27 protein-coding genes are annotated in these 23089 nt (G+C 65.2%); 15 read left to right on the forward strand and 12 right to left on the reverse strand.

Annotated features, from left to right (window positions below; genetic code table 11):
* Positions 1-17: 17 nt before the first annotated feature.
* The 4 genes from IP91_RS06165 to IP91_RS06180 all read right to left on the reverse strand — a co-directional run bounded on the left by IP91_RS06165 (position 18) and on the right by IP91_RS06180 (position 2253).
* A complete protein-coding gene (locus IP91_RS06165; protein ID WP_145647833.1) occupies positions 18-320 on the reverse strand; it encodes an ElaB/YgaM/YqjD family protein in 303 nt (100 codons plus the stop codon).
* Positions 321-399: 79 nt separating this feature from the next.
* Positions 400-936: a ferritin-like domain-containing protein gene (locus IP91_RS06170; protein WP_145647834.1), complete on the reverse strand. Its 537-nt coding sequence runs from the start codon at positions 934-936 to the stop codon at positions 400-402.
* 36 nt (positions 937-972) lie between these two features.
* Entirely contained in the window at positions 973-1863 is an 891-nt protein-coding gene (locus IP91_RS06175; RefSeq protein WP_145647835.1) for an OmpA family protein, read from the reverse strand.
* Positions 1864-1875: 12 nt separating this feature from the next.
* Entirely contained in the window at positions 1876-2253 is a 378-nt protein-coding gene (locus IP91_RS06180) for a DUF4398 domain-containing protein (RefSeq protein ID WP_145647836.1), read from the reverse strand.
* Between the two features lie 370 nt (positions 2254-2623).
* On the opposite strand from IP91_RS06180, the gene IP91_RS25965 reads away from it, so the two are divergent.
* Both IP91_RS25965 and IP91_RS06190 read left to right on the forward strand, forming a co-directional pair.
* The gene (locus tag IP91_RS25965) at positions 2624-2935 is read left to right on the forward strand and encodes a BON domain-containing protein (protein ID WP_158643096.1); all 312 of its coding nucleotides are present in this window, start codon (positions 2624-2626) and stop codon (positions 2933-2935) included.
* A 67-nt stretch (positions 2936-3002) separates the two neighbouring features.
* A complete protein-coding gene (locus tag IP91_RS06190) occupies positions 3003-3224 on the forward strand; it encodes a YMGG-like glycine zipper-containing protein (protein ID WP_145647838.1) in 222 nt (73 codons plus the stop codon).
* Between the two features lie 102 nt (positions 3225-3326).
* Here the strand turns inward: IP91_RS06190 and IP91_RS06195 are convergent, their stop codons facing one another.
* Positions 3327-4073: a Crp/Fnr family transcriptional regulator gene (locus tag IP91_RS06195; protein WP_145647839.1), complete on the reverse strand. Its 747-nt coding sequence runs from the start codon at positions 4071-4073 to the stop codon at positions 3327-3329.
* A gap of 147 nt (positions 4074-4220) precedes the next feature.
* Here IP91_RS06195 and IP91_RS06200 point away from each other — a divergent pair, with 147 nt between their 5' ends.
* The 5 genes from IP91_RS06200 to IP91_RS06220 all read left to right on the forward strand — a co-directional run bounded on the left by IP91_RS06200 (position 4221) and on the right by IP91_RS06220 (position 7030).
* A complete protein-coding gene (locus IP91_RS06200) occupies positions 4221-5006 on the forward strand; it encodes a glycine zipper 2TM domain-containing protein (protein ID WP_229473925.1) in 786 nt (261 codons plus the stop codon).
* A gap of 156 nt (positions 5007-5162) precedes the next feature.
* Positions 5163-5369, forward strand: coding sequence for a hypothetical protein (locus IP91_RS06205; protein WP_145647840.1), 207 nt, complete (start codon positions 5163-5165; stop codon positions 5367-5369).
* A 136-nt stretch (positions 5370-5505) separates the two neighbouring features.
* Entirely contained in the window at positions 5506-5652 is a 147-nt protein-coding gene (locus tag IP91_RS06210; protein WP_107141518.1) for a lmo0937 family membrane protein, read from the forward strand.
* A 118-nt stretch (positions 5653-5770) separates the two neighbouring features.
* Positions 5771-6457: a YiaD family glycine zipper/OmpA-like lipoprotein gene (locus IP91_RS06215; RefSeq protein WP_145647841.1), complete on the forward strand. Its 687-nt coding sequence runs from the start codon at positions 5771-5773 to the stop codon at positions 6455-6457.
* Between the two features lie 9 nt (positions 6458-6466).
* Positions 6467-7030: a DUF3617 domain-containing protein gene (locus IP91_RS06220; protein WP_145647842.1), complete on the forward strand. Its 564-nt coding sequence runs from the start codon at positions 6467-6469 to the stop codon at positions 7028-7030.
* 163 nt (positions 7031-7193) lie between these two features.
* Here the strand turns inward: IP91_RS06220 and IP91_RS06225 are convergent, their stop codons facing one another.
* Positions 7194-8291 (reverse strand): porin, encoded by a 1098-nt coding sequence (locus tag IP91_RS06225; protein ID WP_145647843.1) that lies wholly within the window; start codon positions 8289-8291, stop codon positions 7194-7196.
* A gap of 337 nt (positions 8292-8628) precedes the next feature.
* On the opposite strand from IP91_RS06225, the gene IP91_RS06230 reads away from it, so the two are divergent.
* Together IP91_RS06230 and cls are read left to right on the forward strand one after the other, a co-directional pair.
* Positions 8629-10650, forward strand: coding sequence for a site-specific recombinase (locus IP91_RS06230; protein ID WP_145647844.1), 2022 nt, complete (start codon positions 8629-8631; stop codon positions 10648-10650).
* Positions 10647-12041: a cardiolipin synthase gene (gene cls / locus IP91_RS06235; RefSeq protein WP_145647845.1), complete on the forward strand. Its 1395-nt coding sequence runs from the start codon at positions 10647-10649 to the stop codon at positions 12039-12041. Before IP91_RS06230 ends, cls begins: the two co-directional genes overlap by 4 nt.
* A 214-nt stretch (positions 12042-12255) precedes the next feature.
* On the opposite strand, the gene IP91_RS06240 is transcribed toward cls, so the two are convergent.
* From IP91_RS06240 to IP91_RS06250, 3 genes are read right to left on the reverse strand one after another with little or no spacing between them, the layout of a single operon-like run.
* The gene (locus IP91_RS06240) at positions 12256-13131 is read right to left on the reverse strand and encodes a metallophosphoesterase family protein (RefSeq protein WP_145647846.1); all 876 of its coding nucleotides are present in this window, start codon (positions 13129-13131) and stop codon (positions 12256-12258) included.
* On the reverse strand, positions 13131-14030 hold the full coding sequence (locus tag IP91_RS06245) for a diacylglycerol/lipid kinase family protein (RefSeq protein ID WP_145647847.1): 900 nt from the start codon (positions 14028-14030) through the stop codon (positions 13131-13133). Before IP91_RS06245 ends, IP91_RS06240 begins: the two co-directional genes overlap by 1 nt.
* Positions 14030-14746 carry a phosphatase PAP2 family protein gene (locus IP91_RS06250; protein ID WP_145647848.1) on the reverse strand — a complete coding sequence of 239 codons (717 nt, stop codon included), beginning with the start codon at positions 14744-14746 and terminating at the stop codon, positions 14030-14032. The genes IP91_RS06245 and IP91_RS06250 overlap by 1 nt, the downstream gene beginning before the upstream one ends.
* Before the next feature lie 154 nt (positions 14747-14900).
* Between IP91_RS06250 and IP91_RS06255 the strand changes: the two genes are divergently transcribed.
* On the forward strand, positions 14901-15146 hold the full coding sequence (locus tag IP91_RS06255) for a hypothetical protein (RefSeq protein ID WP_145647849.1): 246 nt from the start codon (positions 14901-14903) through the stop codon (positions 15144-15146).
* A 316-nt stretch (positions 15147-15462) separates the two neighbouring features.
* On the opposite strand, the gene IP91_RS06260 is transcribed toward IP91_RS06255, so the two are convergent.
* Positions 15463-16107 (reverse strand): hypothetical protein, encoded by a 645-nt coding sequence (locus IP91_RS06260; RefSeq protein ID WP_145647850.1) that lies wholly within the window; start codon positions 16105-16107, stop codon positions 15463-15465.
* Between the two features lie 193 nt (positions 16108-16300).
* Here IP91_RS06260 and IP91_RS06265 point away from each other — a divergent pair, with 193 nt between their 5' ends.
* Positions 16301-17365, forward strand: coding sequence for a cation diffusion facilitator family transporter (locus IP91_RS06265; protein ID WP_145647851.1), 1065 nt, complete (start codon positions 16301-16303; stop codon positions 17363-17365).
* A gap of 235 nt (positions 17366-17600) precedes the next feature.
* Here the strand turns inward: IP91_RS06265 and IP91_RS06270 are convergent, their stop codons facing one another.
* Positions 17601-18281: a hypothetical protein gene (locus IP91_RS06270; RefSeq protein ID WP_145647852.1), complete on the reverse strand. Its 681-nt coding sequence runs from the start codon at positions 18279-18281 to the stop codon at positions 17601-17603.
* Between the two features lie 149 nt (positions 18282-18430).
* Here IP91_RS06270 and IP91_RS06275 point away from each other — a divergent pair, with 149 nt between their 5' ends.
* From IP91_RS06275 to IP91_RS06290, 4 genes are all read left to right on the forward strand, one after another.
* Positions 18431-19795, forward strand: coding sequence for an MgtC/SapB family protein (locus IP91_RS06275; RefSeq protein ID WP_145647853.1), 1365 nt, complete (start codon positions 18431-18433; stop codon positions 19793-19795).
* A 132-nt stretch (positions 19796-19927) separates the two neighbouring features.
* Positions 19928-20335: an EF-hand domain-containing protein gene (locus IP91_RS06280; protein WP_145647854.1), complete on the forward strand. Its 408-nt coding sequence runs from the start codon at positions 19928-19930 to the stop codon at positions 20333-20335.
* Between the two features lie 17 nt (positions 20336-20352).
* On the forward strand, positions 20353-20745 hold the full coding sequence (locus IP91_RS26185) for a hypothetical protein (protein ID WP_199754499.1): 393 nt from the start codon (positions 20353-20355) through the stop codon (positions 20743-20745).
* A 336-nt stretch (positions 20746-21081) separates the two neighbouring features.
* Positions 21082-22005, forward strand: a complete 924-nt coding sequence (locus IP91_RS06290) for a hypothetical protein (protein ID WP_145647855.1) — start codon at positions 21082-21084, stop codon at positions 22003-22005.
* On the opposite strand, the gene IP91_RS06295 is transcribed toward IP91_RS06290, so the two are convergent.
* Positions 22002-22925 (reverse strand): PEP-CTERM sorting domain-containing protein, encoded by a 924-nt coding sequence (locus tag IP91_RS06295; RefSeq protein ID WP_145647856.1) that lies wholly within the window; start codon positions 22923-22925, stop codon positions 22002-22004. The genes IP91_RS06290 and IP91_RS06295 overlap by 4 nt on opposite strands.
* Positions 22926-23089 lie beyond the last annotated feature (164 nt).

Here is a 23089-nt window from a genome sequence, read left to right on the forward strand (position 1 = left end):
TCTCCAGCCATCGGCGGTTATTTACGACCGATGATGACGCCCACCAGCAGGCCGACACCGGCTGCCACGGCAATCGAGCGCCATGGGTTTTCCTTGACGTAGACGTCGGTCGTGGCAGCGACCTGCTTGCTCGACTCGACGGCCTTGGCTTGCACGTCCTGTGCCTTGGCCAGGGCGCTGTCCAGCGCGCGCATGCCGCGGCCGCGCAGTTCTTCCGCCTTTTCGCCGGTCAGGGCGGTAGCGGCCGTGAACAGGGCTTGAGCGTCCTTGACGAGGGTTTTCACGTCGTTGTTGACGGTACTGATGTTATTTTCCAGCATGATTAAAGCTCCTTTTTCACAGTAATAAGGTTCGGGTATTTCGTTTCATTTATTGCAGCACGACTTTACAGCGGCGTGGTCATTCCAGCAAATCGCGCATGTCGTCGGCGTGTTCTTCTTCCTCGGCCATGATCTTGATCAGCAGCTGGGTGGTGACCGGATCCGTGTCGCCGATGCGCTCGATCATCTGGCGGTAGGCTTCGATCGCCACGCGTTCGGCGATCAGGTCGGCGCGCACCATCGACTGCACTTCCAGCGAGTCGTCGTACTCGGCATGGCTGCGTTCGTGCAAGGTGGCCGGGTTGTAATCCGGCGTGCCGTTCAGCTGGACGATGCGCTCGGCCAGCCAGTCGGCATGCTTTTCCTCTTCGCCCGCGTGCTCCAGGAACTCGGCCTTGACGGCGGCATTGTTCTTGCCGCTGACGGTGTAGTAGTGGCGCTTGTAGCGGTTGATGCAGACCAGCTCGGTTGCCAGCGCATCGTTCAGCATTTTCAGCACGGCTTCGCGGTCGCCCTTGTAGCCTGCGGTGACGGGACCATCCGACAGGTTCTGTGCGGCGGCCCGGATGGCTGCCGTATCGATGCCGGAAGCCTGGGGTTGGTTATTGTCGGACATGGGTAAATTCCTCAACTTTTAAACAACAGGTTCAAATCAACGGCGCGCCTGGATCGGCTTGCCCGGTTCGGACAGCACGATTTCCACGCGGCGGTTCAGCTGGCGGTCGCCGGCCGATTCGTTGCCTGCGACGGGATACGCTTCGCCGTAGCCGCGCGTTTCGACGCGGTCGCGGGCAATGCCCATCTGGGACAGCGCGCTGCGCACGGCTTCGGCACGGCGCTGCGACAGTTCCAGGTTGTGGGCGGTGGAACCGGTGCTGTCGGTAAAGCCTTCGATCAGCACGGTGCGGTCCGGATTCTGCGTCAGCACGGTGGCCAGCTTCTGCACGGAGGCCTGGCCCTGCGACGTCAGCACGGCCTGGTCGGTATTGAACAGCACGTCGCCCAGCGTGATGATGGTGCCGCGTTCGGTCTGCTTGGCCTGCAGCTCGGCGAGCTGGGCCGCCAGCGCCTGGGCCTGTGCCTGGGCGTTCTGGGTGGCGGCATGTGCCCGTTCGGCGCGGGCACGTGCCGCTTCCGCTTCGGCCTGCGCCTGCTCGGCGGAGCGCTTGGCCTGCTCCGCTTCGGCGGTACGGGCTTCCAGGCGCACCTGGTCGCGCTGCTGGGCGGCGGACTTCAGGTCCACTTCGGCCTGCTTGGCGCGGGCCACTTCCTGGGCGGTGGCGATCTTCTGCTTGGCCAGGTAGGCCAGCTGGTCGATCTTCTCCAGCGGCTGGCGGTCGGCCGCGGCGGCATTGGCCGCATCCAGCGCTTCGGTCGCTGCCTTCAGTTCGCGCGGTGCGTACTGCGAGACGGTGGTGCTGTTCTGCGCAGCGGTGAAATCGTTGCGCGCCTGTTCCAGCGTGCTGGTCGTGGTCGGCGTGGAGCTGCAGGCGGACAGGGCAATGGCCAGCGACAGCAGGACGGGGATGAATGGTTTTTTCATGTTCTCTCCTGTTTATTTGTTGGCATTGTTGGCGCGGTCCAGCTCTTCGCGCAGCACACGGACGTCGTCCTGCACGGCATTCGCAGCCGTGGTGGCTTTTTCGGACGTGGCCTTGGTCTGGGCCAGCTTGGCATCGGCCTGGGCCTGCAGGGCCAGGTCGGAAGCCAGCTTGTAGTCCTTGTCGGCCAGGGCCTTGCTGGCGCGCTGCATTTTTTCGCGGGCAGCGGTCAGCTCGGCAGGTGCCAGTTCGGCAGCGCCGGCCTGGGCGGCGTTTTCAACGGCGGCGCGGGACACGGCGACATCGGCCGTGGCAGGCGTCTTCTGGCTGGCGCAGGCGCTCAGCAGGGCGGCGGTTGCCAGCAACATCGGCAGGGTGGTACGAGGGCTCATTTCTTTTTCTCCTCTGATGGACGTGAACATGTTGACTTTATAGCCGAAGCAACAACATCCCTTCGGTACGGTGCCGCACATATGGTCCGAATAGACTCGACAGCAGAGCTGCCGGGCGGTTCGACACACTTAGATGGAACGCCTCGCCGCGCACAGCGATGCGATATCAAAAAGTAACAAAGCGTTACTGGGTGCGTTCGCGAACAGTGCGCCTGCCTGCCATTTCATATGCTTGTTTCAACGGCGCGCTACTGCCGGGCTCCCGTCACGGTCCTGGCCCATGGATCGAGCGATCCACGACACGGACCCGACAATGAGAGCGGCAGTGCGCACCAGTCCTTCCGCAGCATTTCCGACAAAGGAGCGAGCCATGAACAACCTGACTTCCCCGACCACCGTGCTGTCCGGCCTGGTGCTGGCGATGCTGGTGGCGTGTGCGTCCACCGACGTGTCCACGCCCGCCACCGTCGACACGAGCGACAGCGTGCTGACCACCAATGTGCGCAGCGGTCTGGCCAACCAGCCTGGCCTCAACACGGCGGACATCATGGTCGAAGCCTACGACGGCGAAGTACGCCTGTCCGGCTTTGCCGCCAGCCCTGCCGAAGCCGAAAAGGCCGTGGCAGCAGCGCGCAGCATCGCCGGCGTGAAGGTCGTGCGCAACGACATGAAGGTGAAGTAAACGGTCGATCAGGCCGCGCTGCCCTGTTTCTTTATTCAAGCCCTCAGCAACCATCAAGGAGAACACCATGAACATCAAGCAAATCGCCATGCGCGCCACCATCGTCGGTGCAGTCCTGGGTCTGTCCGCCTGCGCCAATATGTCCTCGCAGGACCGTAATACCGCCGTAGGCGCCGGCGTGGGCGCCGTGGCCGGCTCCGTGCTGTCCGGCGGTTCCGCGCTGGGCACCGTGGGCGGCGCAGCCGTCGGCGGCGTGATCGGCAACCAGGTGGACAAGCCATCGCGCTAAGCAGCGGGAAGTACCAACGAAAAACGGAGCTGCGGCTCCGTTTTTCGTTGGTACAGAGATCGCGGGAAAATGCCGGCACGTCTCAAGCGGCCGGCAGCATCGTCAGATGAACACGGTGCCCATGCCGATCGCGCCGTCGTCCTTCACCAGCTCGTAGCAGCGGCACGACACCGCTTCCAGTCCGGACGAATCGAGGATCTCGATATTGCCGCGGCTGTAGGTAATGAGTTTCTGGTTCTGCAGGGCGCTGGCCGCCTTCGTGACGCCGACGCGCCGCACGCCCAGCGCATGCGCCAGGAACTCGTGCGTCAGATGGAACTTCTCCGACTGGAGCCGGTCGCGCGTGATCAGGAGCGAGCGGGCCAGCCGCGCCTCCAGCACATGGAAGCGGCTGCAGACGGCGATCTGGATGGCCTGTGCCAGCAAGGTGTCCGTGTAGCGGTGCAGCAGGTGCTGCAGCGATTCCATGCGCACGAATTCGGCGCGGAAGTTCTCGGCGCTCAGGCGCAGGAAGCGGCCGGCGCGCTGCACCACGGCGCGCACCTGCGCCTGGCGGTGGCCGAGGGCCACGGAGGCGCCGATCATGCCTTCGCGGCCCACGGAGCCCACTTCGAGCGTCATGCGCCCTTCGGCGACGGCCAGCAGGGACACCAGCGCGTCGATCGGAAAGTAGATGGCCGTGATCGCGTGACCCGGCTCGAACAGCACGTCGCCCGCTTCCGCCTCGACGGTTTCGCAAAGGGACTCGATATGCGCAAGGTCCTCTTCCGGCAGGCTGGCCAGCAAACGGTTGCTGACCTGGGGTGACGGGGTGGGATGGCTGTGCGCGGTGTCAAAGTTCAGATTCATAAATTTCGCCTGATAGGTTGGCATGTGCACATTTGCTAACGAGGTTAACGATTACTTACAGCGGTGTATGTACGGTGACGCACGGTAGGACCGGCGGTGAGGCGTGACAATCGTTTCATTACGTCACATATCAAGAAGAGGATCATCATGAACAAATCCGGCATCACCGAAAAAAAGAAATCCGTCCACTCGCTGTTCATCATCGCGGCGGTGGTACTCATCCTGTTCTGCGGCGTCGGCATCGCATCGCTGATGGGCTGGCTGCCGTCGAAGGACAATGCCGGCCGTCCGGAGAACACGCTGTCGCCGCCGACCGAACAGGCCGCCACGGCAGCCGTCGCGCCACCGACCTCGGCCACCCAGTCAAGCCAGTACGCGGCCGGCGCGGGCACCATCAACGGCGAGCCGGCCAAGGGCCTGGTCGCCTCCGGCAGCTCGGTCGGCGGCAATGGCGGCAGCTCCGGCGTGATCGCCGCGCCCGTGGTACCGGCCAATGACGAACGCGTGGCCACCCGCGGCCGCGACGAATCGCTGGCCCGCGAGCGCGAACGGGAACGCGAACGCGATCGTGCTGCCGAACGCAAGCGTGCCGCCGCTGCCGTCTGCAACAACTGCGGCATCGTCGAATCCGTCGATGAAGTGAAGACGCGCGCATCGGGCAGCGGCCTGGGTGCCGCCGGCGGCGCCGTCGTCGGTGGCCTGCTGGGCCGCCAGGTGGGTGGCGGCCACGGCCGTGACCTGGCCACCATCGCCGGTGCCGTGGGCGGCGCCGTGGTGGGCAACCAGGTCGAAGGCAATGTGCGAGCCACCCGCGCCTACGACGTCACCGTGCGCATGCACGACGGCGAGATCCGCAAGTTCAATACGGATTCCGCCGTGTGGCGCGCCGGCGACCAGGTGAAGGTCGTCAACGACCGCCTGCAGAGCCGCTAAGTGCCCCGGTAACACCGGCTGCACGTTGCAGCCTTGTCACAAGCCCCGCCAGCGAGCGGGGCTTTTTATTGCTGTGTGTGCGAGCGAACAGAACTGTTGAGCTAACGCAACAGAGAATGGTGTTACGCCCCGCAAGGGGCACTACGGGAGATGCACATGAACAGGATGACTTGGGGCTGGATCATCGCCGCCGGCTTGTTGCTGGCGCGGTTCGGCTACGCGGAACTGGAAGCCGGCGACAGCGCGTCGCCGGTGACGGTGATGCTGCTGCTGACGGCCGGCCTGGCAGCGGGGCTGGTCGGCGTGACGGGTCTGCTGGGCATGCTCGGCTGGGTGCCGCGGCTCGGCGCGATCGAAGAGTAAGCGTTGTAATTGAAGAAAAGAATGAAATAACTAGCAACTTTGTACGTCACCGAACAGAAGGCAACACGGCACGACGGCACAATGAAACTCATGACGGCGCAAGCTGACATATAACCTGAGACGAGAGGACAAGATCATGCTTTATACCATCGCTGTAGTTCTGATTATCCTGTGGCTGCTGGGTCTGGTGACCTCGTACACCATCGGCGGCTTCATCCATATCCTGCTGGTCGTTGCAGTCATCATGATCCTGCTGCGCCTCATCAGCGGACGCGGCGTCTAGCATCGTGCTGCAAGCGAGACGGCGCTGCATGAATGTGCAGCGCCGTTTTGCTATTTCAGGGACTAGAATCGGCTTGCGGCCGATCCCGGGCCGGACCCATAACGACAAAGGAGCCAACATGAACATCCTGAACAACTTCGCGCGCAAAACCCTCGCCGGCACGGTGGCCGTAGCCATGACGCTGGGCGCGACCGGCTGCGCCGACATGAATGCCGAACAGCGCGGCACCGCCACCGGTGCCGGCGTGGGTGCCGGTATCGGTGCCATCCTGGGCGCGGCCACGGGCCATGGCGGCGGCGGCCGCACGGCCGGCGGTGCCGTGCTGGGCGCGGCAGCCGGTGCCGTGGTCGGCAATATCTGGTCGAAGCGCATGGAAAGCCAGAAACAGGCGATGGAACAGGCCACGCGCGGCACCGGCGTGCAGGTCTCGCAGACGGCGGACAACCGCCTCAAGATGGAAATCCCGAGCGACATCTCGTTCGACACGGGCCGTGCCGACATCAAGGACAACTTCCGTCCCATCCTGGACCGCTTCGCCACCACGCTGAACGAAAATCCGACGGCCACCGTGACGATCATCGGCCACACGGACAGCACCGGCACCGATGCGATCAACCAGCCGCTGTCGGTGGACCGCGCCTCGCATGCACGCGACTACCTGGCCGCACGCGGCGTGTCGCCGACGCGCGTCGTGGTCGAGGGCCGTGGCGCCCGCGAACCGGTCGCGTCGAACGACGACAACTCGGGCCGCGCCCGCAACCGCCGCGTGGAAATCTACGTGGCCGAACCGGCGCCACGCGCTTAAGGAGCCGCCATGCACACGCCCCGCCCTGCCGCACGTTTCCTCCGTACGCTGTGCTTCGCCGCCCTGGCGGGCGCGGGCGCCATGGCGCATGCCGCGTCGCTGAAGCCGGGACTGTGGGAGATGACCAGCAAGGTCGCCTCCGCCAGCCCGGAAGCCATGCAGGCGCTGTCGATGGCGCAGCAGCAGATGGCCAACCTGACGCCGGAACAGCGCCGCGGCATGGAGCAGATGCTGGCCCAGCACGGCGTGAAGATGCAGCTGGCCGAAGGCGGTGGCGTGAAGGTCAACTTCTGCCTCACGAAGGAGCAGGCCGCCAACCCGCGCCTGCCGGCGGGCCAGCCGGGCCAGTGCGAGACCACGCAGTCACCGGTCCCGAACGGCATGAACATCGCCTTCAAGTGCAGCAAGCCGAAGTCCTCCGGCAACGGCCAGGTGATCTTCCAGGGCGACAGCGGCTACTCGATGCGCATGAATGTCGACAGCAGCGCGGCGGGCCAGGCGCAGAACATGACGGTGGAAAGCCAGGGCCGCTGGCTGGCTGCCGACTGCGGCAGTACGCCCCCGGTTCAATAATCACGGCTCCAACGAAAAAAGCGCCACGCTGCAAAGCGTGGCGCTTTTTTCTTGCCCCTGCCGTCTCAGCTCGACCGCGCTGCCGGGGTCTGGCCCGCAGCACCGCTATCGTTCTTCTTTCCGGCAGCTGCACCGCGGGCCTGCCCCCCTGCCTTCAAAAAAATCAGAACGCGTGCCGCATTCCCAGATTGAAGGCGCTGCGGCCCTTGCCCTGCTCGCTGAAATTGCCCACGGTATAAGGGGCGTTGTTGCTGTCCTTGATGCGCGAGTAGGCCGCATAGAACGCCGTGCGGCGCGACATGGCATACGTCATGCCCACGGCCACCTGGTCGGCATCCATATTGGCCATGGTGCGGTCGTCCTTGTGGATCACCGACACCATGTAGGTGGCCGCGCCCTGCGCATACGACACGCCGGCCAGCGCATCGTTCGTACGATTCGAAGGCGACACCAGCACCAGCGCGCCATACGGATTGTCCTGGTCCCAGGGCGAGCTGCCAACGCCGCGGTTCACCGCATAGCCCGCGTAGATGGTGGCCGACTTGGCGATGTGCAGGTTGGCGGCCACCAGCGAGTTGCGGGCCGACAGGTCGACCGGTGCCGTGCTGCCCTGGCCCTGCAGGAAGTTGTTCTTGCGCTGGTAGGCGGCGCGCAGCGAGAACAGGCCGCCTTCGTAGCCGATCATGGCGCCGTAGGCGCGGTTGCGCGACGTGCTGAACGCGGATTCGCCGAAGCTGTACATGGCGCTGGCCACCACGCCCTTGTCGGAGCCCGAACGGTATTTGATGGCGTTGTCGGAGCGCTTGCTGCCGTTGCCCATCAGGTTGGTGGCCGTGCCGGCCGTGCCGCCGTGGAACGGGTCCGCCACTTCCGTGAGCGTTTCGTAGCCGATGTCGTACTGGCGGCCGACCGTCAGCGCGCCCCAGCGGTTGGCCAGGCCCACGTAGGCCTGGCTGCCGAACAGGCGGCCGCCCTGGTCGGACTGGCCCGTGTCGTTGCGCACGCCCGCCTCCAGCGTGAAGACGGCGCGCGTGTCGTGGCCCAGGTCCTCGCTGCCCTTTACGCCAACGACGGAGCCGGTGGATACGCCGGGCGAGAGCTTGGTGCTGGGGCAGGCATCGTCCGCGCAATTGTGTTCGGAAACGGCGCCGGCATCGAGCACGCCGTAGATGCGGACTGCGGAGGCATCCTGTGCGAAGGCGGCAACTGGTGCCAGGCAGGCCAGTGCGAGCAACGGTGATTTGAAAAGACGGGTCTTCATGATGCTTCTCTAGGAAATCGTTACGACCCAGGTCATGCAACCTGCGTCGTTACCACCGATAGGCTCGGCCCTGCCCCGTTTCGTGCTTTTCCCAAAGCTTGGAGACAGATTACCCGTGCAAGGTTGCGTCGCTCTGTGCGCGGCCACACAAAAAATCAACCCTTGCGGTTGAGAGACGGTATACGTCAAGCCCCGGACGGGCCTACTGCCGGTATCGACCGTTGTTTTTGCGTGGCAACGCCGTGCGCGCCGGACCCATCGTACGCTGCCGAACATATCGGTAGACGGCTCAGCCTTAGAATGGGAACCTCGCAAAAGTCCCGGAAGCAAAGGCAGCATGCTCGCAATACTCGACAGCATCAATGAACACACGACGGAGGCCGCCACGATGGTGGCCCTCGTCGACCGGCTGCGGCCGCGCCGTCCCGGCGATCACGCGCGCGCCACCGCCGCCGTGCGCACCCTCACGCAGCTCCTGCGCGGCAATCCGGCACACGCGCAGCAGCTGCGCGCCTACACGCTGCGCCTGCTGCAAACGCGCCGCCATGCGAGCCTGTACAGCGAAGTGGGCGTGCTGTCGAACGACGGTTTCTTTACCGAACTGAAGCGCCGCATCGCGTACCGCGTGCTGCCGCCGGCACTGGGCGACGACTACCTGTCCGACCTGCTCGACCAGCTGCTGTACAAGCAGACCGATTACCAGTGGGTCAGCGCGGTGCCGGCAGCCGACTGGCTCGATCTGTTCGACACGCTGTTCACGCGCCGCGACCGCGCCGTGCTGCTACCCGGCATGCTGGAGGCGATCCGCACGCTGTCCTACCGCGTGGCCGCCATCGGCCTGGAGCCGAAGCTCACCAATTTCCATACCGAGATGGAGGAATTCGAATCGCCGTTCCTTGTGCAGAACCGCGAGGTGGTCCACTACCTCGATGGCTACGCGCGGCGCCTGGCCGGCGAGCCGGTGGCGCTGGACGATGCGAAGCACCTGCTGGTGATGCTGGACCAGTGCGATGCGGTGGTGGCGAAAATCCGCCGCAAGGCGCTGTCGCAGGGCACCTCGATCGCCCTCACCTACCTGCTGGTGACGCTCACGCAAAGCATCGACCGCATGCGCAAGCTGCTGTTCCTGATCGATATCTCTGGCGAGCTGCCCGGCGCGCCGGACGTGGCACTCGATGCCGCGCATGCGCAGCCCCGCCAGCGGCACGTGCAGCAGCGCGCCGCTGGCCTGGCGCTGGCCATGGAACTGATCGAGGCGCACAACAACAAGTACACGGTGCGCGACCTGTTCCGCGACAATATCCACCTGCTGGCACGCAACGTCACGGAAAACGCCAGCCGCACGGGCGAGCACTACATCGCCGAGAATCGCGGCCAGCTGCTGGGGATGTTCCTGTCGTCCGCCGGCGCCGGCGTCGTCGTCGGCTTCATGGCGCTGTGCAAGATCCTGTTCGGCACGCTGCGCGCGGCACCGCTCGTCGAGGCCTTCCTGTTCTCGATGAACTACGCGCTGGGCTTCGTGCTGATCCACGTGCTGCACTTCACCGTGGCGACCAAGCAGCCGGCCATGACGGCCTCGCGCATCGCCGCCAGCCTGCAAAGCATCGATGGCCGCCATATCGACCTGGACAGCCTTGCCGAACTGATCAACAAGGTATTTCGCACGCAAGTGGTGGCGGTGCTGGGCAATATCGCCACGGCGCTGCCGGCCGCATGGCTGATCGCGTGGGGCTGGCGGCAGGCCACCGGCCACCATCTCGTCACGCCCGGCAAGGCCATGCACCTGCTGAGCGACATCGATCCGATCCATACACCGGCGTTGTTCTACGCGGCGATCGCCGGCGTGTGCCTGTTCCTGTCCGGCCTGATTTCGGGCTACTACGACAACCAGGCGCTGTACACGCGCTGGGGCCGCCGGGTGTCGCAGCTGCGCGGCCTGGTGCGCGTGCTGGGCCGGGCCCGCACCGACCGCCTCGGCCTGTACCTGGAGCGCAACCTGGGCAGCATCATGGGCAATTTCCTGTTCGGCATCATGCTGGGCACGATCGGCACGCTGGGCATCCTGGCTGGCCTGCCGCTCGACATCCGCCACGTCACGTTCTCGGCCGCCAACTTCGGCACGGCGCTCGTCGCGCTGGACCACAACATCAGCTGGCAGCTGGCCGTGACCTCGATCGCCGGCTTCCTGTCGATCGGCATCGTCAATCTGCTGGTCAGCTTCGGACTGGCACTCTGGGTGGCGCTGCGGGCGCGCCGCATTCCCTTCGAACACGGCTTCCTGCTGCTGCGCGCGCTGTTCCGGCGCCTGTACCGGTCGCCGGTCGATTTCTTCATCGGTACCAAGGAGAGCAATAAATGAAACGTCCAAATCACTGGCCCAACCGCTGGCTCGCCGTGATCCTGGCCGGATGGTGCCTCGCCGCGTGCGCCTCGCTGCCCACCGTCGATCCGGACAAGACCAAGATCCAGGCCACCTCGGCGCCCGCCGTCAAGTCCGCCAACGGCACGCTGTCGGAGAGCCGCGCCAATGCGCTGCTGGCCAAGCGCTGGAGCAAGAACACGCTGGACCTGAAGGCCCAGGCCGCGCTGGAAGAAACGGCGACCGGCGTGCCGCTGATTGCCGGCAACCAGGTCAAGCTGCTGTTCGACGGTCCGGTCACGATGGCCGAGATGATGAAGGCGATCGCCGGCGCCAAGAACAACATCAACTTCGAGACCTACATCTTCGACGAGGACGAGCTGGGCGACAAGTTCGCCGACCTGCTGATCGAGAAGCAGAAGGCCGGCGTGACGGTCAACATCATCTACGACAGCGTGGGCACCTTGATGGTGCCGCAGGCGTTCTTCGACCGCATGAAGGCGGCCGGCATCCACATGGTGGCGTTCAACCCCGTCAATCCCGCCAAGGTGCGCGACAACGGCTGGAAGGTGAACAACCGCGACCACCGCAAGATGCTGATCGTCGACGGCAAGATCGGCTTCACGGGCGGCATCAACATCAGCGGCAATTATTCGAAGAGCTCGCCGTTCCGTTCCAAATCGAAGCCGAAGAACAAGAAGGACGTGGGCTGGCGCGACACCCATGTGCGCATCGAGGGCCCGGCCGTGCAGGCGATGCAGTGGCTGTTCATCCGTCACTGGACCACCCAGGATGCGGACGACCTGCGCGAGGCCGACTACTTCCCCACCCCGGTCATCGCCGGCGACAAGCTGATGCGCGTGCTGGGCAGCGAGCCGGGCGGCCGCTACGAGATCTACAAGGCGATGCTGCTGGCGATCCAGGAAGCCAAGAAATCCATCCACATCACCTGCGCCTACTTCGTGCCGGACGACCAGACCGTCGATGCGCTGATCGACGCGGCCAAGCGCGGCGTCGACGTGCGGCTGGTGCTGCCGAGCGTGTCCGACAGCGGCCTGGTGTTCAACGCGGGCCGCGCCGTCTACGACAAGCTGCTGGAAAACGGCGTCAAGATCCACGAGCTGAAGCTGGCCGTGCTGCATGCCAAGACGGTGGTGATCGACGGCGTGTGGTCGACGGTCGGCTCGGCCAATATGGACCGCCGCAGCTTCCAGCACAACAGCGAAGTCAACGTGATCATCCTGGGCGCACCGTTCGGCACCGAGATGGAAAACGCCTTCCGCGAAGACCTGCGCAACTCCAACGAAGTCACGCTGCAGGCCTGGCGCAACCGCCCGGCCCTCACGCGCATGAAGGAGTGGGCCTCGAAGTGGTGGGACTACTGGCTGTAGGCTCACTGCCCAGCCCGTGTCCACCTTGGGGTCAGACCCCGACACGGACACGAGCTGGACAATTGAAAGCGGCTGCCGGGCCTATGGCCGCGTCCGGAACGATCCGTAAAAATTTCAACGGCGGCAGATTCGTTCGATGATGGCGGCAGTTGAACAGCTGAGTCCGTGTCCAAGTCGGGGTCTGACCCCACGGTGGACACGAGCTGGGCCGTAGTCAGCCGGTGATCTGCGGGGCGACCGTTTCGTCGCTGGTGATGGCTTCGTCGATGCCTTCGGCGGTGCCGATCGGCTGCCAGGTGTCGCCGTCGTGGCGGAAGATCTCGATCGTGGCCACTTCGAAGGAGGTGGTTTCATCGCGCCAGCTGTAGCGGTCGACCTGGATTTCGTCGGGCGCGATACGCAGCACGTTGAACGAATTCGTCTCGCCCCGGCCCCGCGTGGACGTGGCGGTGCCCGCCTGGACGACGAGCGCCGCATAGCCGGCGATCTTGTAGCGGCGCGCGCTGTTGCCGGAATGGCTGGCGTGCAGGTGGCCGGCCAGCAGCACGTCCACGCCGCATTTCGAGAACGCTTCCATCGCCATCGGCGCGCGGTCGACCAGGTCGTCTTCCTTGAAGCCTTCCGGCAGGTCGAACGGGTGGTGCGTGACGACGATGCGTGTCAGCTTCGGATCCACCTTCGCCAGGCGTTCTTCCAGCCGCTGCAGCTGCTCGCGGTTGACGCGGCCGTCCTTGATCGTCAGCGAGCGGGCCGTGTTCAGGCCCATCACGGCGATCTCGTCATCGACATATTCCGGCGCCAGGTCGGGCGTGATGTAGCGCCGGTACTTCGTCAGCGGCGTGAGGAAGCGCGCGGCCACGTTGTACAGCGGGATGTCGTGGTTGCCGGGCACCACGATCTGCGGCTTCGGCAAGGTGTCGAGCCAGGCGCGCGCGGCCTGGAACTCGTGGGTGCGGGCGCGCTGCGTGAAGTCGCCGGACACCACCACCACATCGGGCTGCATCGCCTCGATGGTGGTGCGCAGCGGGGCCAGCAGCCGTTCGTCGACGCGGCCGAAATGGATGTCCGACAGGTGGATCAGGGTACGCATTATTTCTCCTTGCGGGGCACGATGACCGTCAGCGCACCGGGGCGCGAACGGTAGTTGAGTGGGGGCGCCATCAGCGTCACTTCGCCATCGGTGGCGACGCGCATGAGCTTGCGGCGGGTATCGATCGCCAGGCTGTCGGCCAGCAGCACGTCGAAATCGCGCGCCTGCTTCAGCTTGCCGAACAGGGCGTGGGCGGCCAGGCGCACCAGGCCGAGCCGCGTGGGACGTTGCGCCACATACAGGCTCAGCTTGCCGCCATCGAGGCGGCTGCGTTCGCCGATGTTCAGGCCTTCCATCGTGTATTCGTTGTTGCCGATGAAGACGAACGGCGTGCGGCGCGGATGGGCGTCGCCATTCACGTGCAGGCGCAGGCTCAGGAAGGGAAAGCGGCGCAGCGCGGCCAGGCTGGCCCACACGAACGCCAGCCATTTGCCGCGGCCCAGCCGGCGCTGCTGCTTGATGCGGTCGCGCACGATGTCCGGATACAGGCCGAGGCTGGAATTGTTCAGGAACACGCGGCCATTGACGTCCGCCACGTCTACCGCCTGCGGCACGCCATGCGCGATGTTGGCAATGGCGTCGTCGAGCAGCAGCGGGATGCCCAGGTCTTTCGCGAAATGGTTCAGCGTGCCCATCGGCAGCACGCCGAAGGCCGTGCCGCTGTCGACCAGCACGGAGGCGACGGCATTCATCGTGCCGTCGCCTCCGCCGGCCACCACCAGGCGCTCGCCCGCCGCGACGGCCGCCCGCGCCGTCGCGATCATCTCCTCGCCGCTCGCGGCCAGCGTGATGCGGGCCTCCATGCCATTGGCAGCGAATTTCTCGCGCAGCGTGGCCTTCAGGTCCTGGTTGTAACCCAGGCCGGCACCGGCATTGACGATCACGGTCACGGCCGCCATCACTCGTCCTTCCTGGCGGCACGGCGCCGCCGCAGCGTGGAGACCGAGGTGATGCAGACTGCCAGCCAGCCGGCCGCACCCGCCATGGCCGCCAGCACGTCCGACAGGAAGTGCGCGCCCAGGTAGACCCGGCTGAAGGCCACCAGCAGCACCATCAGGGTGGCGCCGGCCATGGCCGCGCCGCGTACCCGCCAGCTCGGCGACGTGGTGACCAGGTAGCTCGCCAGCACGCCGTAGAACAGCGTGGCGCCGGACGTGTGGCCGCTGGGGAAGCTGTACGTGGCCAGCGTCAGCAGCGGCTCGTCGAACGACGGCCGGGTGCGTTCGTAGATGTGCTTGAGCAGCACGTTCAGCACCATGCCGCCCGGCACGGCCGTGGCCAGCGCCAGCAGCCAGTAAGGCTTGTGCCTGTACCAGAACCACACGCCCAGCAGGCAGGCAGCGATCGACATGCCCACGATGCCGTGCAGGTGCGTGAAGCCGAACAGGATGGTCGTCAGCGGCTCGAACGCATGCGTGTTGAACCACTGGGCGATGTGCTGGTCGAGGAGCGCGATGTCGTCGTTGTCCGTTACAGCCTCCGCGATGTCGCGGAACACGGCCACGGCGATCACCAACAGGATCACGCCCGCCGTCAGGTGCAAGCCCAGTTCGCCACCGGGGGTCAGCCGCGCACGCAGGAACCGCGTCAGCTTGGCATAGGCAATCCGGCTCATCGGCTTGATGTAAACGCAACAGTTACCAACAATTCCTGTTTTTTCATACAGCCCTGTGTTTTTGTACAGTAGTTATGCTAAGCTCTCGTTCACGGTCACAACACAACGTAGTCCTTGGATCGCACGGCGATCGCTCATCAGAAAAGGAATAGTCATGGCAACCACCAACAACCTCGGCCCACGTTTCGAGCCGCGCTTTGAATCCCGCTTCGGCCTCGAATACGCACCCACTTCGTTCCTGGTCCGTTTCGGCAAGCGCGAGATGCTGGTCTGCCGTGACTTCCGCAAGCGCTATTACGCCGTGAACCCGGTCATCGAATGCGATACCGGCGTACAGCCCGGCCATATCGAAGTGCTGCTGTTCGGCCGCTGGTTGTTGATCTTGTCGAAAGCACACTGATTCATCTGTGCAGTGTCGCACAGTGGCCGGCACGGGGCGGTTCCCGCAGGCGCGACATTGCTCGAAGATCACGGCGGATGTGACCTGCGGTTGCAGCAAATCCGATGATGGCGGCCCCCTCTTCACCCGCTGTCATCGGGAAAGCGGCACACCGCAACCGGCGAAGGCCGGTGGTCATGTCCTGGCGTGAAGAAGAGAGTTTGGCGGCAGGCGTGCCCTGCCGCTGCAAATGGACGGATGCGGAGTTTCCGGTCGTCCGCGTGACACTGATCGCAGCAAAGCCTGGCATTGCAGCGAATTGCCTGGCACCCGGCCATCAGGCCTTGACGGGGGCGATGGCCGGTTTGGCGAGCGCCGCGCCGCCGGAGACGCAGGCCGGAGCGGCCCCTGCAGATACTGATGGCGTTGCCGCTGGCGCCGTCGGTTCTCCATCTTCTCTTGAAGGTACAGGGGCGCGCCCGCCCTCCTCCATTTCGCGCAGCAGCATGAGCGCCCGCGTGTCATGCATCTCCAGCGCACGCTGCAGCGTGGTGGCCGTGTTGCAGGCATCATCGACGACGGCCAGGAAACCTTCCTGCGTGCGGCCCAGCATGTTTGAGTGGAAACCGATCGTTCGGAACAGCGCGCCGATGTCCACGCACAGGTTGCGCAGCACGATCAGCGTGCGTTTCGTCGATTCGATGTCGTTGCGCATGCCCTGGTCCATGTCGATCAGCTCGATGCGGGCGCTCTCGTTGAGCGACAGTTCCGTAATGGTTTCCAGCCAGCGCGAGATGCGCTGGGCGATGCGGCCGATGCGCATCGTCTTCCGCTCCATCATCATGCAGTATTGCAGGCACAGCACCCAGACCGGTACGCGCGCCAGGAAGACCGGCAGGCCGGCCTTGCGCAGCCAGTTCTCGGCACGCTTGAACCTGCGCAGCATGCCGCCGATATTGGTCAACAGCGGATCCTGTTGCATGGTGCCTCCATGGTGTCCAGGGCGCACGATGCGCCGGAAAAGAACTTGGAGTATAGGCAGCGTACATTGCCGCAGGCGCAAGGGGGTGCTTGATGCAACCCAAACGTCGCTGCAAAAGTCCCTCTCCTGCGGTATCGCGTACTGGCCGCCCCTGCCGCTACACTGCTTCCCTTGACGACAGTGAAAGGCCGCTATGGCGCAGGAACAACAGGCGGGAGCCGGGCAGCAACCCCGCGCGCTGCCGGAACACGCAAACGGACCGGCTGATTTGCCGGCGGCCCGGCAGGCGCCATCGAGCCCGGCAGCGGCGGGCACCACGCCGGCTGCGGACGACGCTGCGCCGTCCGACTCGCGCAAAGTGATCTACGCGGCCATTGCCGCCAACCTGGGCATCGCCATCTCGAAGTTCGTCGTGGCCGCGGTGACGGGCAGCGCGGCGATGCTGGCCGAAGGCATCCACTCCGCCGTCGACACGGGCAACGAACTGCTGCTGCTGATCGGCGAACGCATGAGCACCCGCGCGCCGGACCGGCGCCATCCCTTCGGCTATGGCAAGTCGGTGTATTTCTGGGCGCTGATCGTGGCGCTGTCGGTGTTCTCGCTAGGCGGCGGCCTGTCGATCTACCACGGCATCGAAGCGCTGCAGGCGCCGCCGCCACTGGAGGATCCCACCTGGAACTACGTGGTGCTGGCCGCGGCGGCCCTGTTCGAGGGCTACAGCTGGAACGTCTCCCGCAAGTCCCTGAACACGACGCGGGCGCCGGGCAGCAGCCTGTGGCAGGCCTTCCGGGCCAGCAAGGATGCCTCCGTCTTCACCGTCTTCATCGAGGACACGGCGGCGCTGCTCGGCATCGTCGTCGCGGCAGCGGGCATCGCGCTGGGCCACTGGTTCGACAACCCCTACTTCGATCCGGCCGCCTCCATCGTGATCGGCCTGCTGCTGGTGGGCGCCGCCGTCACGCTGGCGCGCGAAACGGGCGAACTGCTGGTGGGCGAAGGCGTGAACCGCGAGCAGCTCGCGCAGCTGCACACGCTGTTCGAACAGGAGCCGGCGCTCGAATCGATCGGCAAGCTGCGCACCATGCAGCTGGGACCGGGCGACGTGCTGCTGGCGGCCTCGGTGCGCTTCCGCCGCGAGCTGCGCATGCCCGAGGTGGAGCAGGCCATTGCCCGGCTGGAGAACGCGATCGCGGCCAGCCATCCGGACATCAAGCACCTGTACTTCGAGTCGGAGGCGCTGCGGTCGGCGCTGCGCTGACGGCAGGCGTGACAAGGCGCTGTCGCCGCAGCCGGTGGAATCCGGGGCGCGCTGCCGTGACAGCCGCTGGCCATTCCACAGCTTCCGGTGACAGCACCAAAAAGCGCTGTCACCGCAGCCGGCGGAGTCGGGCGCGCCATCGCGGCGGCCGCCGGCCGTTCCACGGCTTGCGGTGACAGCGCATAAAAAAACGGACGGCCACCAGTGACCGCCTGCCTGTGCCGAACGCCTTGCGTTACGGTTTCTGGCCGCCCGTGTCCTTGCCCAGCGAACCGGCCACGGCTTCGGCCAGCTTGTCGCCATGGGGTCCCTTGGCGGTCTCTTCCAGGCTGCCGACACTGCGCGCCTGGTCCGACTGCTGGTCGAGGCTGACTTCCTCGGCCACATCGTAGCGGCCATCGGTCTCGCCTTCGTCCGGCAGCAGGCCTTCCGAGCGTGCGCCCGTGTCGCCTTGCGCATTGCCGGCATCGGACTGCGTGCCCTGCTGATTGCCCTGCTGGCCGTCGGGCTGGCGCTGCTGCTGTTGCTGGCCTTTCCGCGACGGAGCTTGCCCCGACTGACTCTGCTGCGACTGACTCTGCTGCGGCTGGCCTTGCTGCTGCTGGCCCGCCGGCTGTGCGCTCTGGCGGTTGCCGCCATTGCCCATGTGCTGGTCGTCCGCGCGGCTGTCCTCTTCCCGCGTGTTGTTGGCCGAGCCTTGCGCGACGGGTGGCTGGCCCAGGCCCGGGCCGCCGACGGAGTCGTCCAGGCCGCTGCCCATCGACTTGCTGGCGCCTTGCGGTGGCGGGTCATTGTAGTCCGCACTGTGGGGCACGGCGTCGCCGACGATTTTCTTCGCGTCTTCCGGCGGGATCGAATCCGGCAGCTGGGTATGGATGGGCGGCTGGCCCGGACGGTTGTTGTCGTCGTTTTGCATGATGCCTCCTTGAGCTGCGCTGGTTGTCTGATTGGCTATCTTAGACGAAACGATTTTTTCGCAGCACGGCATTGCCGCGCCACAAAATTGTTTTGCCGACAGGTCAGAAAGTGTGGGCAGGGCCACCCGAACGGGCGTACAGTCGGCTCATGAGCTTGTTATCGACCGTGCCGGCCGCGACCGGCGCCGTCCATGCCGTCTCGGACTGGCCCTACCTGGAAATGCTGACGCGCTTTGCGCTGGCGCTCGCCCTCGGCCTGCTGATCGGGCTCGAACGGGAACGCCGCAAGAAGGAAGCGGGCCTGCGCACGTTCGGCTTCATCGCGCTGCTGGGCGCCGTGGCTGCTTCCCTCGGCGACACCTACGCCTACATCATCCTGGGCCTGACGGGCCTGCTGACGATCTTCCTGAACATCCAGGACCTGCGCACCCACGCGGGCACCGAGCTGACGACCTCCGCGGCCATGCTCGTCACCTGCATCGCCGGCATCCTGTGCGGCAAGGGCCATACGCTGACACCCGCCGCGATCATGATCTGCTCCACCGCGCTGCTGGCATGGAAGGACATCCTGCAGGGCTTCTCGGTGGGCCTGACGGAAGGCGAACTGCGTTCCGCCCTGCTGCTGGCCATTCTCGCCATCGTCATCTATCCGGCGCTGCCGACGGGCAGCCTGGGGCCGATGGGCCTGATCCAGCCGCGTGCCGCCTGGGCGACGGTGATCCTGATCGCGGGCATCGGCTTCGTCAACTACGTGCTGTGGAAAACCTACGGCACCCGCGGCGTGGCGATCGCCGGCTTCCTTGGCGGTCTCGTCAACAGCAGCGTCACCGTCAACGAACTGGCCTCGCGTGTCAGCGGCAATGCGGCCGGTGCCGTGGCAGCGGCCGCCTACCGCGGCATCCTGCTGGCAACGGCGGCCATGGTGGTACGCAACGCGGTGATCCTGGCCCTGCTGGCCCCGGCGGTCGCCGTGGCCGGTACCGGCGCCTTTGCCGCGATGCTGGCCGCCAGCGCATTCTTCATCTCCACCCGGCGCGGCAAGCCGGTGCCGGTCACCGCCGACGTGCCAGCCACGCAGGACAACCAGATCGTGCTGCCGTTCTCGCTGTGGAGCGCCCTGAAGTACGGGCTGATCTTCCTGCTGCTGCACATCGTGGGCGTGCTGACGCAGAAGTACTTCGGCAACGTGGGCTTCTACGTGGTGAGCCTGATTGGCGGCACGGTGTCGAGCGCCAGCGCGGTGGCCGCCGCCGCCAGCCTGGCCGCCGATGGCAAGCTGTCGCTGGACGCCGCCGCCACCGGCGCCGTCATCGCCTCGCTGGCCAGCGTGGCCATCAACCTGCCCTTCGTGCTGCGGGTGCCGAACCGGCGCTTCGTGCTGGCGATCGCCGTGGCGATGGGCGTGATCGCGGCGGGCGGCCTGGTTGGCCTGCTGCTCGGCGAGCCGCTGGCCGCCATGGTCAATGGCTATTTCCCGGAGCTAACGCAGATCCGCCCCGGCCCGGCATCCTGATCTCCCGCCTTGCCGTGACGCGTCGGTACCACACTGATGTGTTGCGATGGCTCACGGAATGCGCCTTTTGGCGAACTCTGCAGACTTTCACGCTGCTAGGATGGATCTCTCCATCTCTCCCCCGAGGCCGCCATGGTCAGATTACTTGCCTGTGCCACCCTGCTGGCATGCGCCGCCGTCGCGCACGCGGAAACCTGGCACTTCACCTACCAGGGCTTTCACGATACGGTCACCGACACCTTCACTGCCGACCGCCGGCTGGATGGTGCCTTCACGGGCACGGACCACGATCGCGACGGTGTCCTCACGCGCAGCGAGATCTCCTCTCTGGTCCTGCACGGCCACGACTACGTCGCCTGCGAAGCCGACAGCAACGAGTACTACCACTGCGGCGCCGATGCATTTTCCTATGCGCTCACCGGCGCACTGCATTTCTCGGCGGGCGAATATGGCAGCGACCCCGAGGGATGGGTGGGCGGCGGGCATTACTACATCGCCGGCGACGGCGAATACGGCTACCGCTACACGCCTGCCGCTTAGGAGGAATGGTCCTACCTGTGGACGCCGCAGACCACGTTCACGATCTCGCCGGCGCCGGAGCCTGCCACATGGTTGCTGATGCTGGCCGGATTGCCGGTGGCGTGATGGGTGTCCCGGCGGCGCCGGCACTGAAGCGGCGCGGGATCACGCTCGGCTGTCATGTCCTGATGCCATCGTGTAAGCTTGCGGAACGCCCCGGAAGCATGCCCATGGAAAAAGACCGCCGCTCCCAACCGAACCAGCCCCTGACCGAAGCCGTCGACGCAACCGTCGAACTCATGCCCAACATCAACCGCCGCCAGGCCGCGCTGGTCATGGCCCGCGATGGCGTACCGCCCCGCGTGATTCGCCGCATCATCGACGAGCCCGAGCATCGGCGTGCCACCGACAAGGACGACGACCTGACGTGATCCCGGCCATGGAAGGCCGGGCTGCTCCCCTTCCCGGCGTCCGCACGGCCGTGCCCACCAGCCTCCCGCTAGCGCCTTCTTTGCAACCTTCTTTGCAAGCTTCTTCGCAGTCTGCTTTGCAGTCTTCTTCGCAGTCTGCTTTGCAGTCTTCTTCGCAGCCTTCGGCGGCGGTTTCGTCACAGCCTGTGACTGCCTGGCTGCCTGCCACGCCATCCCTTGCTGGCGATCTGTTGCGGCTTCATGGCATTTTTAGCATTGCACGATCGGATTGCGCAGCAACAGGACTACCATCGGACTTGCACGCCAGCCCGGTATCTTGTCTTCGAGGAGCCATCCATGCGCAGCCTGTTCATCTCCCTCCCGGCAATCTGCGGCATCCTCAGTGGCACGGTGAACGGGGCACCCGTGCAATCGAGCTTCGCGGCGGATGCCTTTTCCAGCACCTACGACTGCCGCTACCGCGCCGATACCGGCAAATGCGCCTTGTATCCGGGTGCCATCACGCCGAACGGCACGTCGACGCGCTGGCCCACGGGCGCCAGCTCCAGTGCGGCCGATGCGCGGGGACAGGCCTGGTCCCTCGCGACTGCCGATGCAGCCTCCTACCTGCCGGAACTCAAGGCGTATGCGTCCAGCGCTGCGGACTATGTGAATCCCTCCGGCGGCACGAGCATGGCGGATGCGAACGTGTGGGCCGTGCAAGGGTATCGCTACACGGGCGCCACGCCCTTCACCCTGACTGTGACGGCGCGACTGGACGCCGTCTTTTCCGGTGCCGCCGGCAACCATGCCGACAACCACTCGCTGCTGGCGGTCAGCCTGTTCGACACAGACGGCTATACGTTCGACTATGATCCGGCCAGGCCGGGCGGCGGCACCTGCCCCATCACCGGCATGATGGCCAGTCCGAACCCCGGGTGCGCCCACACCCCGGAGGTCTTCGCCCACCACGATGAATTCCTGCGTGACAGCGGCGCCATCACCGTCACGCTGTCCTACCTGCTCAAGCCCGGCCAGGCCTTCTATGTCGGCGCCTACGTCGATGCCAATGTCTGCTGCGGTGGCATCGTGGACTCGTCCAATACACTGACGATGCAGTTCAACGATGCCTCCCTGCTGGTGGATTATCCCGTGACGCTCGTGCCCGAAGCGCAGACCTGGCTGATGCTGCTGGGGGGATTGACGGTCCTCGCCTGGTCGAGACACCGTCCCGTGCTGGCCAGCATCTGCCGCCATCACCAGCCGGGACGCGCCAGCTAGACCGCCGCCGCCCTGCGCGAGCGCCGGCGCAGGACCATGCCGCTCACGCCCAGGCCGGCCATGAGCATTGCCCACGACGACGGTTCCGGAACCGGTGCCGTCACACCGGGCAGATAGCTTATGTTGTCGATGACAAAGGCGGTATCGTCGAGCGAATGAATCCCGATGGACATGATCGTGACGTTCGGATTCTCGAATTGCACGAGCTGCTCGTCCAGCGGAATGCCATTGGCAAACGCGATACCGGTCTGGTGAAGCTCGACCACCTCCCCCTGGAAAACAACGGTGGCGTTGATGTCGAAGATGTACTGGGTCGTGGAATCCACGTCACCGGAGAAGGTGAAGCGCAGCATTCTGGCACCCGTTTCAAACGACAGTGCCATCGCGCCCATGCAGCTGCCATCGGCTGCGCCGCATAGAGCATTGCCCGTGCCAATGTCCGTGACCAGCAGTTCAGCAGGTGACAGGAATGTCGCGTCGCCAATCGAGAAGCCGGAAGGAAGGACCGTGCCGCCCGCCATGCCTTCAAAATCGATGGTCGCTGCGTGCGCGGTGGAGAATGCAAAAAGGGTGAACAGGGCTGCTGCAAGTGAAGATGTCAATTTCATGGATGGCCTCTGGTTGGATGACGGATGCGAGGTCGGGCGGCCGATCCGGCACCGGCGCCAGCCTCGATACATATGCGTGCTTCCACCATCTTCCAACGAGCCGCCGATACTGAACCCTGCCTCGCTCGCGTTTTGCCACGCAAACCCAACTGCCGAGACATTAATATTCGAATCCGTACAGTAAATCATGGCAGCCCATGGAGCGCCGGGCAAAAACTGTGATGGCGGTTCTACGACATTAATGCCTGCAGCAACAGTTTCAATATCCGGCACTCCCAATAGCGCAATGCCGTTTCCGGAGACAGCCACCATGGTTTATTGAAAAGACAGAACTGGCGGCATTCAGGTTGAAACTGTCCCGAGTGTAGGCCGGGCTTGAAACCTGGTCAAGCATTGTGGACGGCTCGGGGGAAGAACGGAAATAAAGTCGGCACGGCGGCACGACGCCCCCTTCGATAATATATCCGGGAAATCAG

It is taken from the genome of Pseudoduganella lurida, from assembly GCF_007830455.1.
In the GTDB taxonomy this organism is placed as follows: domain Bacteria; phylum Pseudomonadota; class Gammaproteobacteria; order Burkholderiales; family Burkholderiaceae_D; genus Rugamonas; species Rugamonas lurida.

Bases quoted from the DNA above. Each gene is read 5' to 3' on its own strand.
- IP91_RS06275 (WP_145647853.1), top strand. From the start codon at position 18,431: ATGAGCTTGTTATCGACCGTGCCGGCCGCGACCGGCGCCGTCCATGCC.
- IP91_RS06255 (WP_145647849.1), top strand. From the start codon at position 14,901: ATGGCAACCACCAACAACCTCGGCCCACGTTTCGAGCCGCGCTTTGAA.
- IP91_RS06245 (WP_145647847.1), bottom strand. From the start codon at position 14,030: ATGGCGGCCGTGACCGTGATCGTCAATGCCGGTGCCGGCCTGGGTTAC.
- IP91_RS06240 (WP_145647846.1), bottom strand. From the start codon at position 13,131: ATGCGTACCCTGATCCACCTGTCGGACATCCATTTCGGCCGCGTCGAC.
- IP91_RS06295 (WP_145647856.1), bottom strand. From the start codon at position 22,925: ATGGTGGCTGTCTCCGGAAACGGCATTGCGCTATTGGGAGTGCCGGAT.
- IP91_RS06195 (WP_145647839.1), bottom strand. From the start codon at position 4,073: ATGAATCTGAACTTTGACACCGCGCACAGCCATCCCACCCCGTCACCC.
- IP91_RS06220 (WP_145647842.1), top strand. From the start codon at position 6,467: ATGCACACGCCCCGCCCTGCCGCACGTTTCCTCCGTACGCTGTGCTTC.
- IP91_RS06210 (WP_107141518.1), top strand. From the start codon at position 5,506: ATGCTTTATACCATCGCTGTAGTTCTGATTATCCTGTGGCTGCTGGGT.
- IP91_RS06215 (WP_145647841.1), top strand. From the start codon at position 5,771: ATGAACATCCTGAACAACTTCGCGCGCAAAACCCTCGCCGGCACGGTG.
- IP91_RS06225 (WP_145647843.1), bottom strand. From the start codon at position 8,291: ATGAAGACCCGTCTTTTCAAATCACCGTTGCTCGCACTGGCCTGCCTG.
- IP91_RS06165 (WP_145647833.1), bottom strand. From the start codon at position 320: ATGCTGGAAAATAACATCAGTACCGTCAACAACGACGTGAAAACCCTC.
- IP91_RS06200 (WP_229473925.1), top strand. From the start codon at position 4,221: ATGAACAAATCCGGCATCACCGAAAAAAAGAAATCCGTCCACTCGCTG.
- IP91_RS06290 (WP_145647855.1), top strand. From the start codon at position 21,082: ATGCGCAGCCTGTTCATCTCCCTCCCGGCAATCTGCGGCATCCTCAGT.
- IP91_RS06205 (WP_145647840.1), top strand. From the start codon at position 5,163: ATGAACAGGATGACTTGGGGCTGGATCATCGCCGCCGGCTTGTTGCTG.
- IP91_RS06190 (WP_145647838.1), top strand. From the start codon at position 3,003: ATGAACATCAAGCAAATCGCCATGCGCGCCACCATCGTCGGTGCAGTC.
- cls (WP_145647845.1), top strand. From the start codon at position 10,647: ATGAAACGTCCAAATCACTGGCCCAACCGCTGGCTCGCCGTGATCCTG.
- IP91_RS06260 (WP_145647850.1), bottom strand. From the start codon at position 16,107: ATGCAACAGGATCCGCTGTTGACCAATATCGGCGGCATGCTGCGCAGG.
- IP91_RS06170 (WP_145647834.1), bottom strand. From the start codon at position 936: ATGTCCGACAATAACCAACCCCAGGCTTCCGGCATCGATACGGCAGCC.
- IP91_RS06250 (WP_145647848.1), bottom strand. From the start codon at position 14,746: ATGAGCCGGATTGCCTATGCCAAGCTGACGCGGTTCCTGCGTGCGCGG.
- IP91_RS06180 (WP_145647836.1), bottom strand. From the start codon at position 2,253: ATGAGCCCTCGTACCACCCTGCCGATGTTGCTGGCAACCGCCGCCCTG.
- IP91_RS25965 (WP_158643096.1), top strand. From the start codon at position 2,624: ATGAACAACCTGACTTCCCCGACCACCGTGCTGTCCGGCCTGGTGCTG.
- IP91_RS06280 (WP_145647854.1), top strand. From the start codon at position 19,928: ATGGTCAGATTACTTGCCTGTGCCACCCTGCTGGCATGCGCCGCCGTC.
- IP91_RS06270 (WP_145647852.1), bottom strand. From the start codon at position 18,281: ATGCAAAACGACGACAACAACCGTCCGGGCCAGCCGCCCATCCATACC.
- IP91_RS06265 (WP_145647851.1), top strand. From the start codon at position 16,301: ATGGCGCAGGAACAACAGGCGGGAGCCGGGCAGCAACCCCGCGCGCTG.
- IP91_RS06230 (WP_145647844.1), top strand. From the start codon at position 8,629: ATGCTCGCAATACTCGACAGCATCAATGAACACACGACGGAGGCCGCC.
- IP91_RS06175 (WP_145647835.1), bottom strand. From the start codon at position 1,863: ATGAAAAAACCATTCATCCCCGTCCTGCTGTCGCTGGCCATTGCCCTG.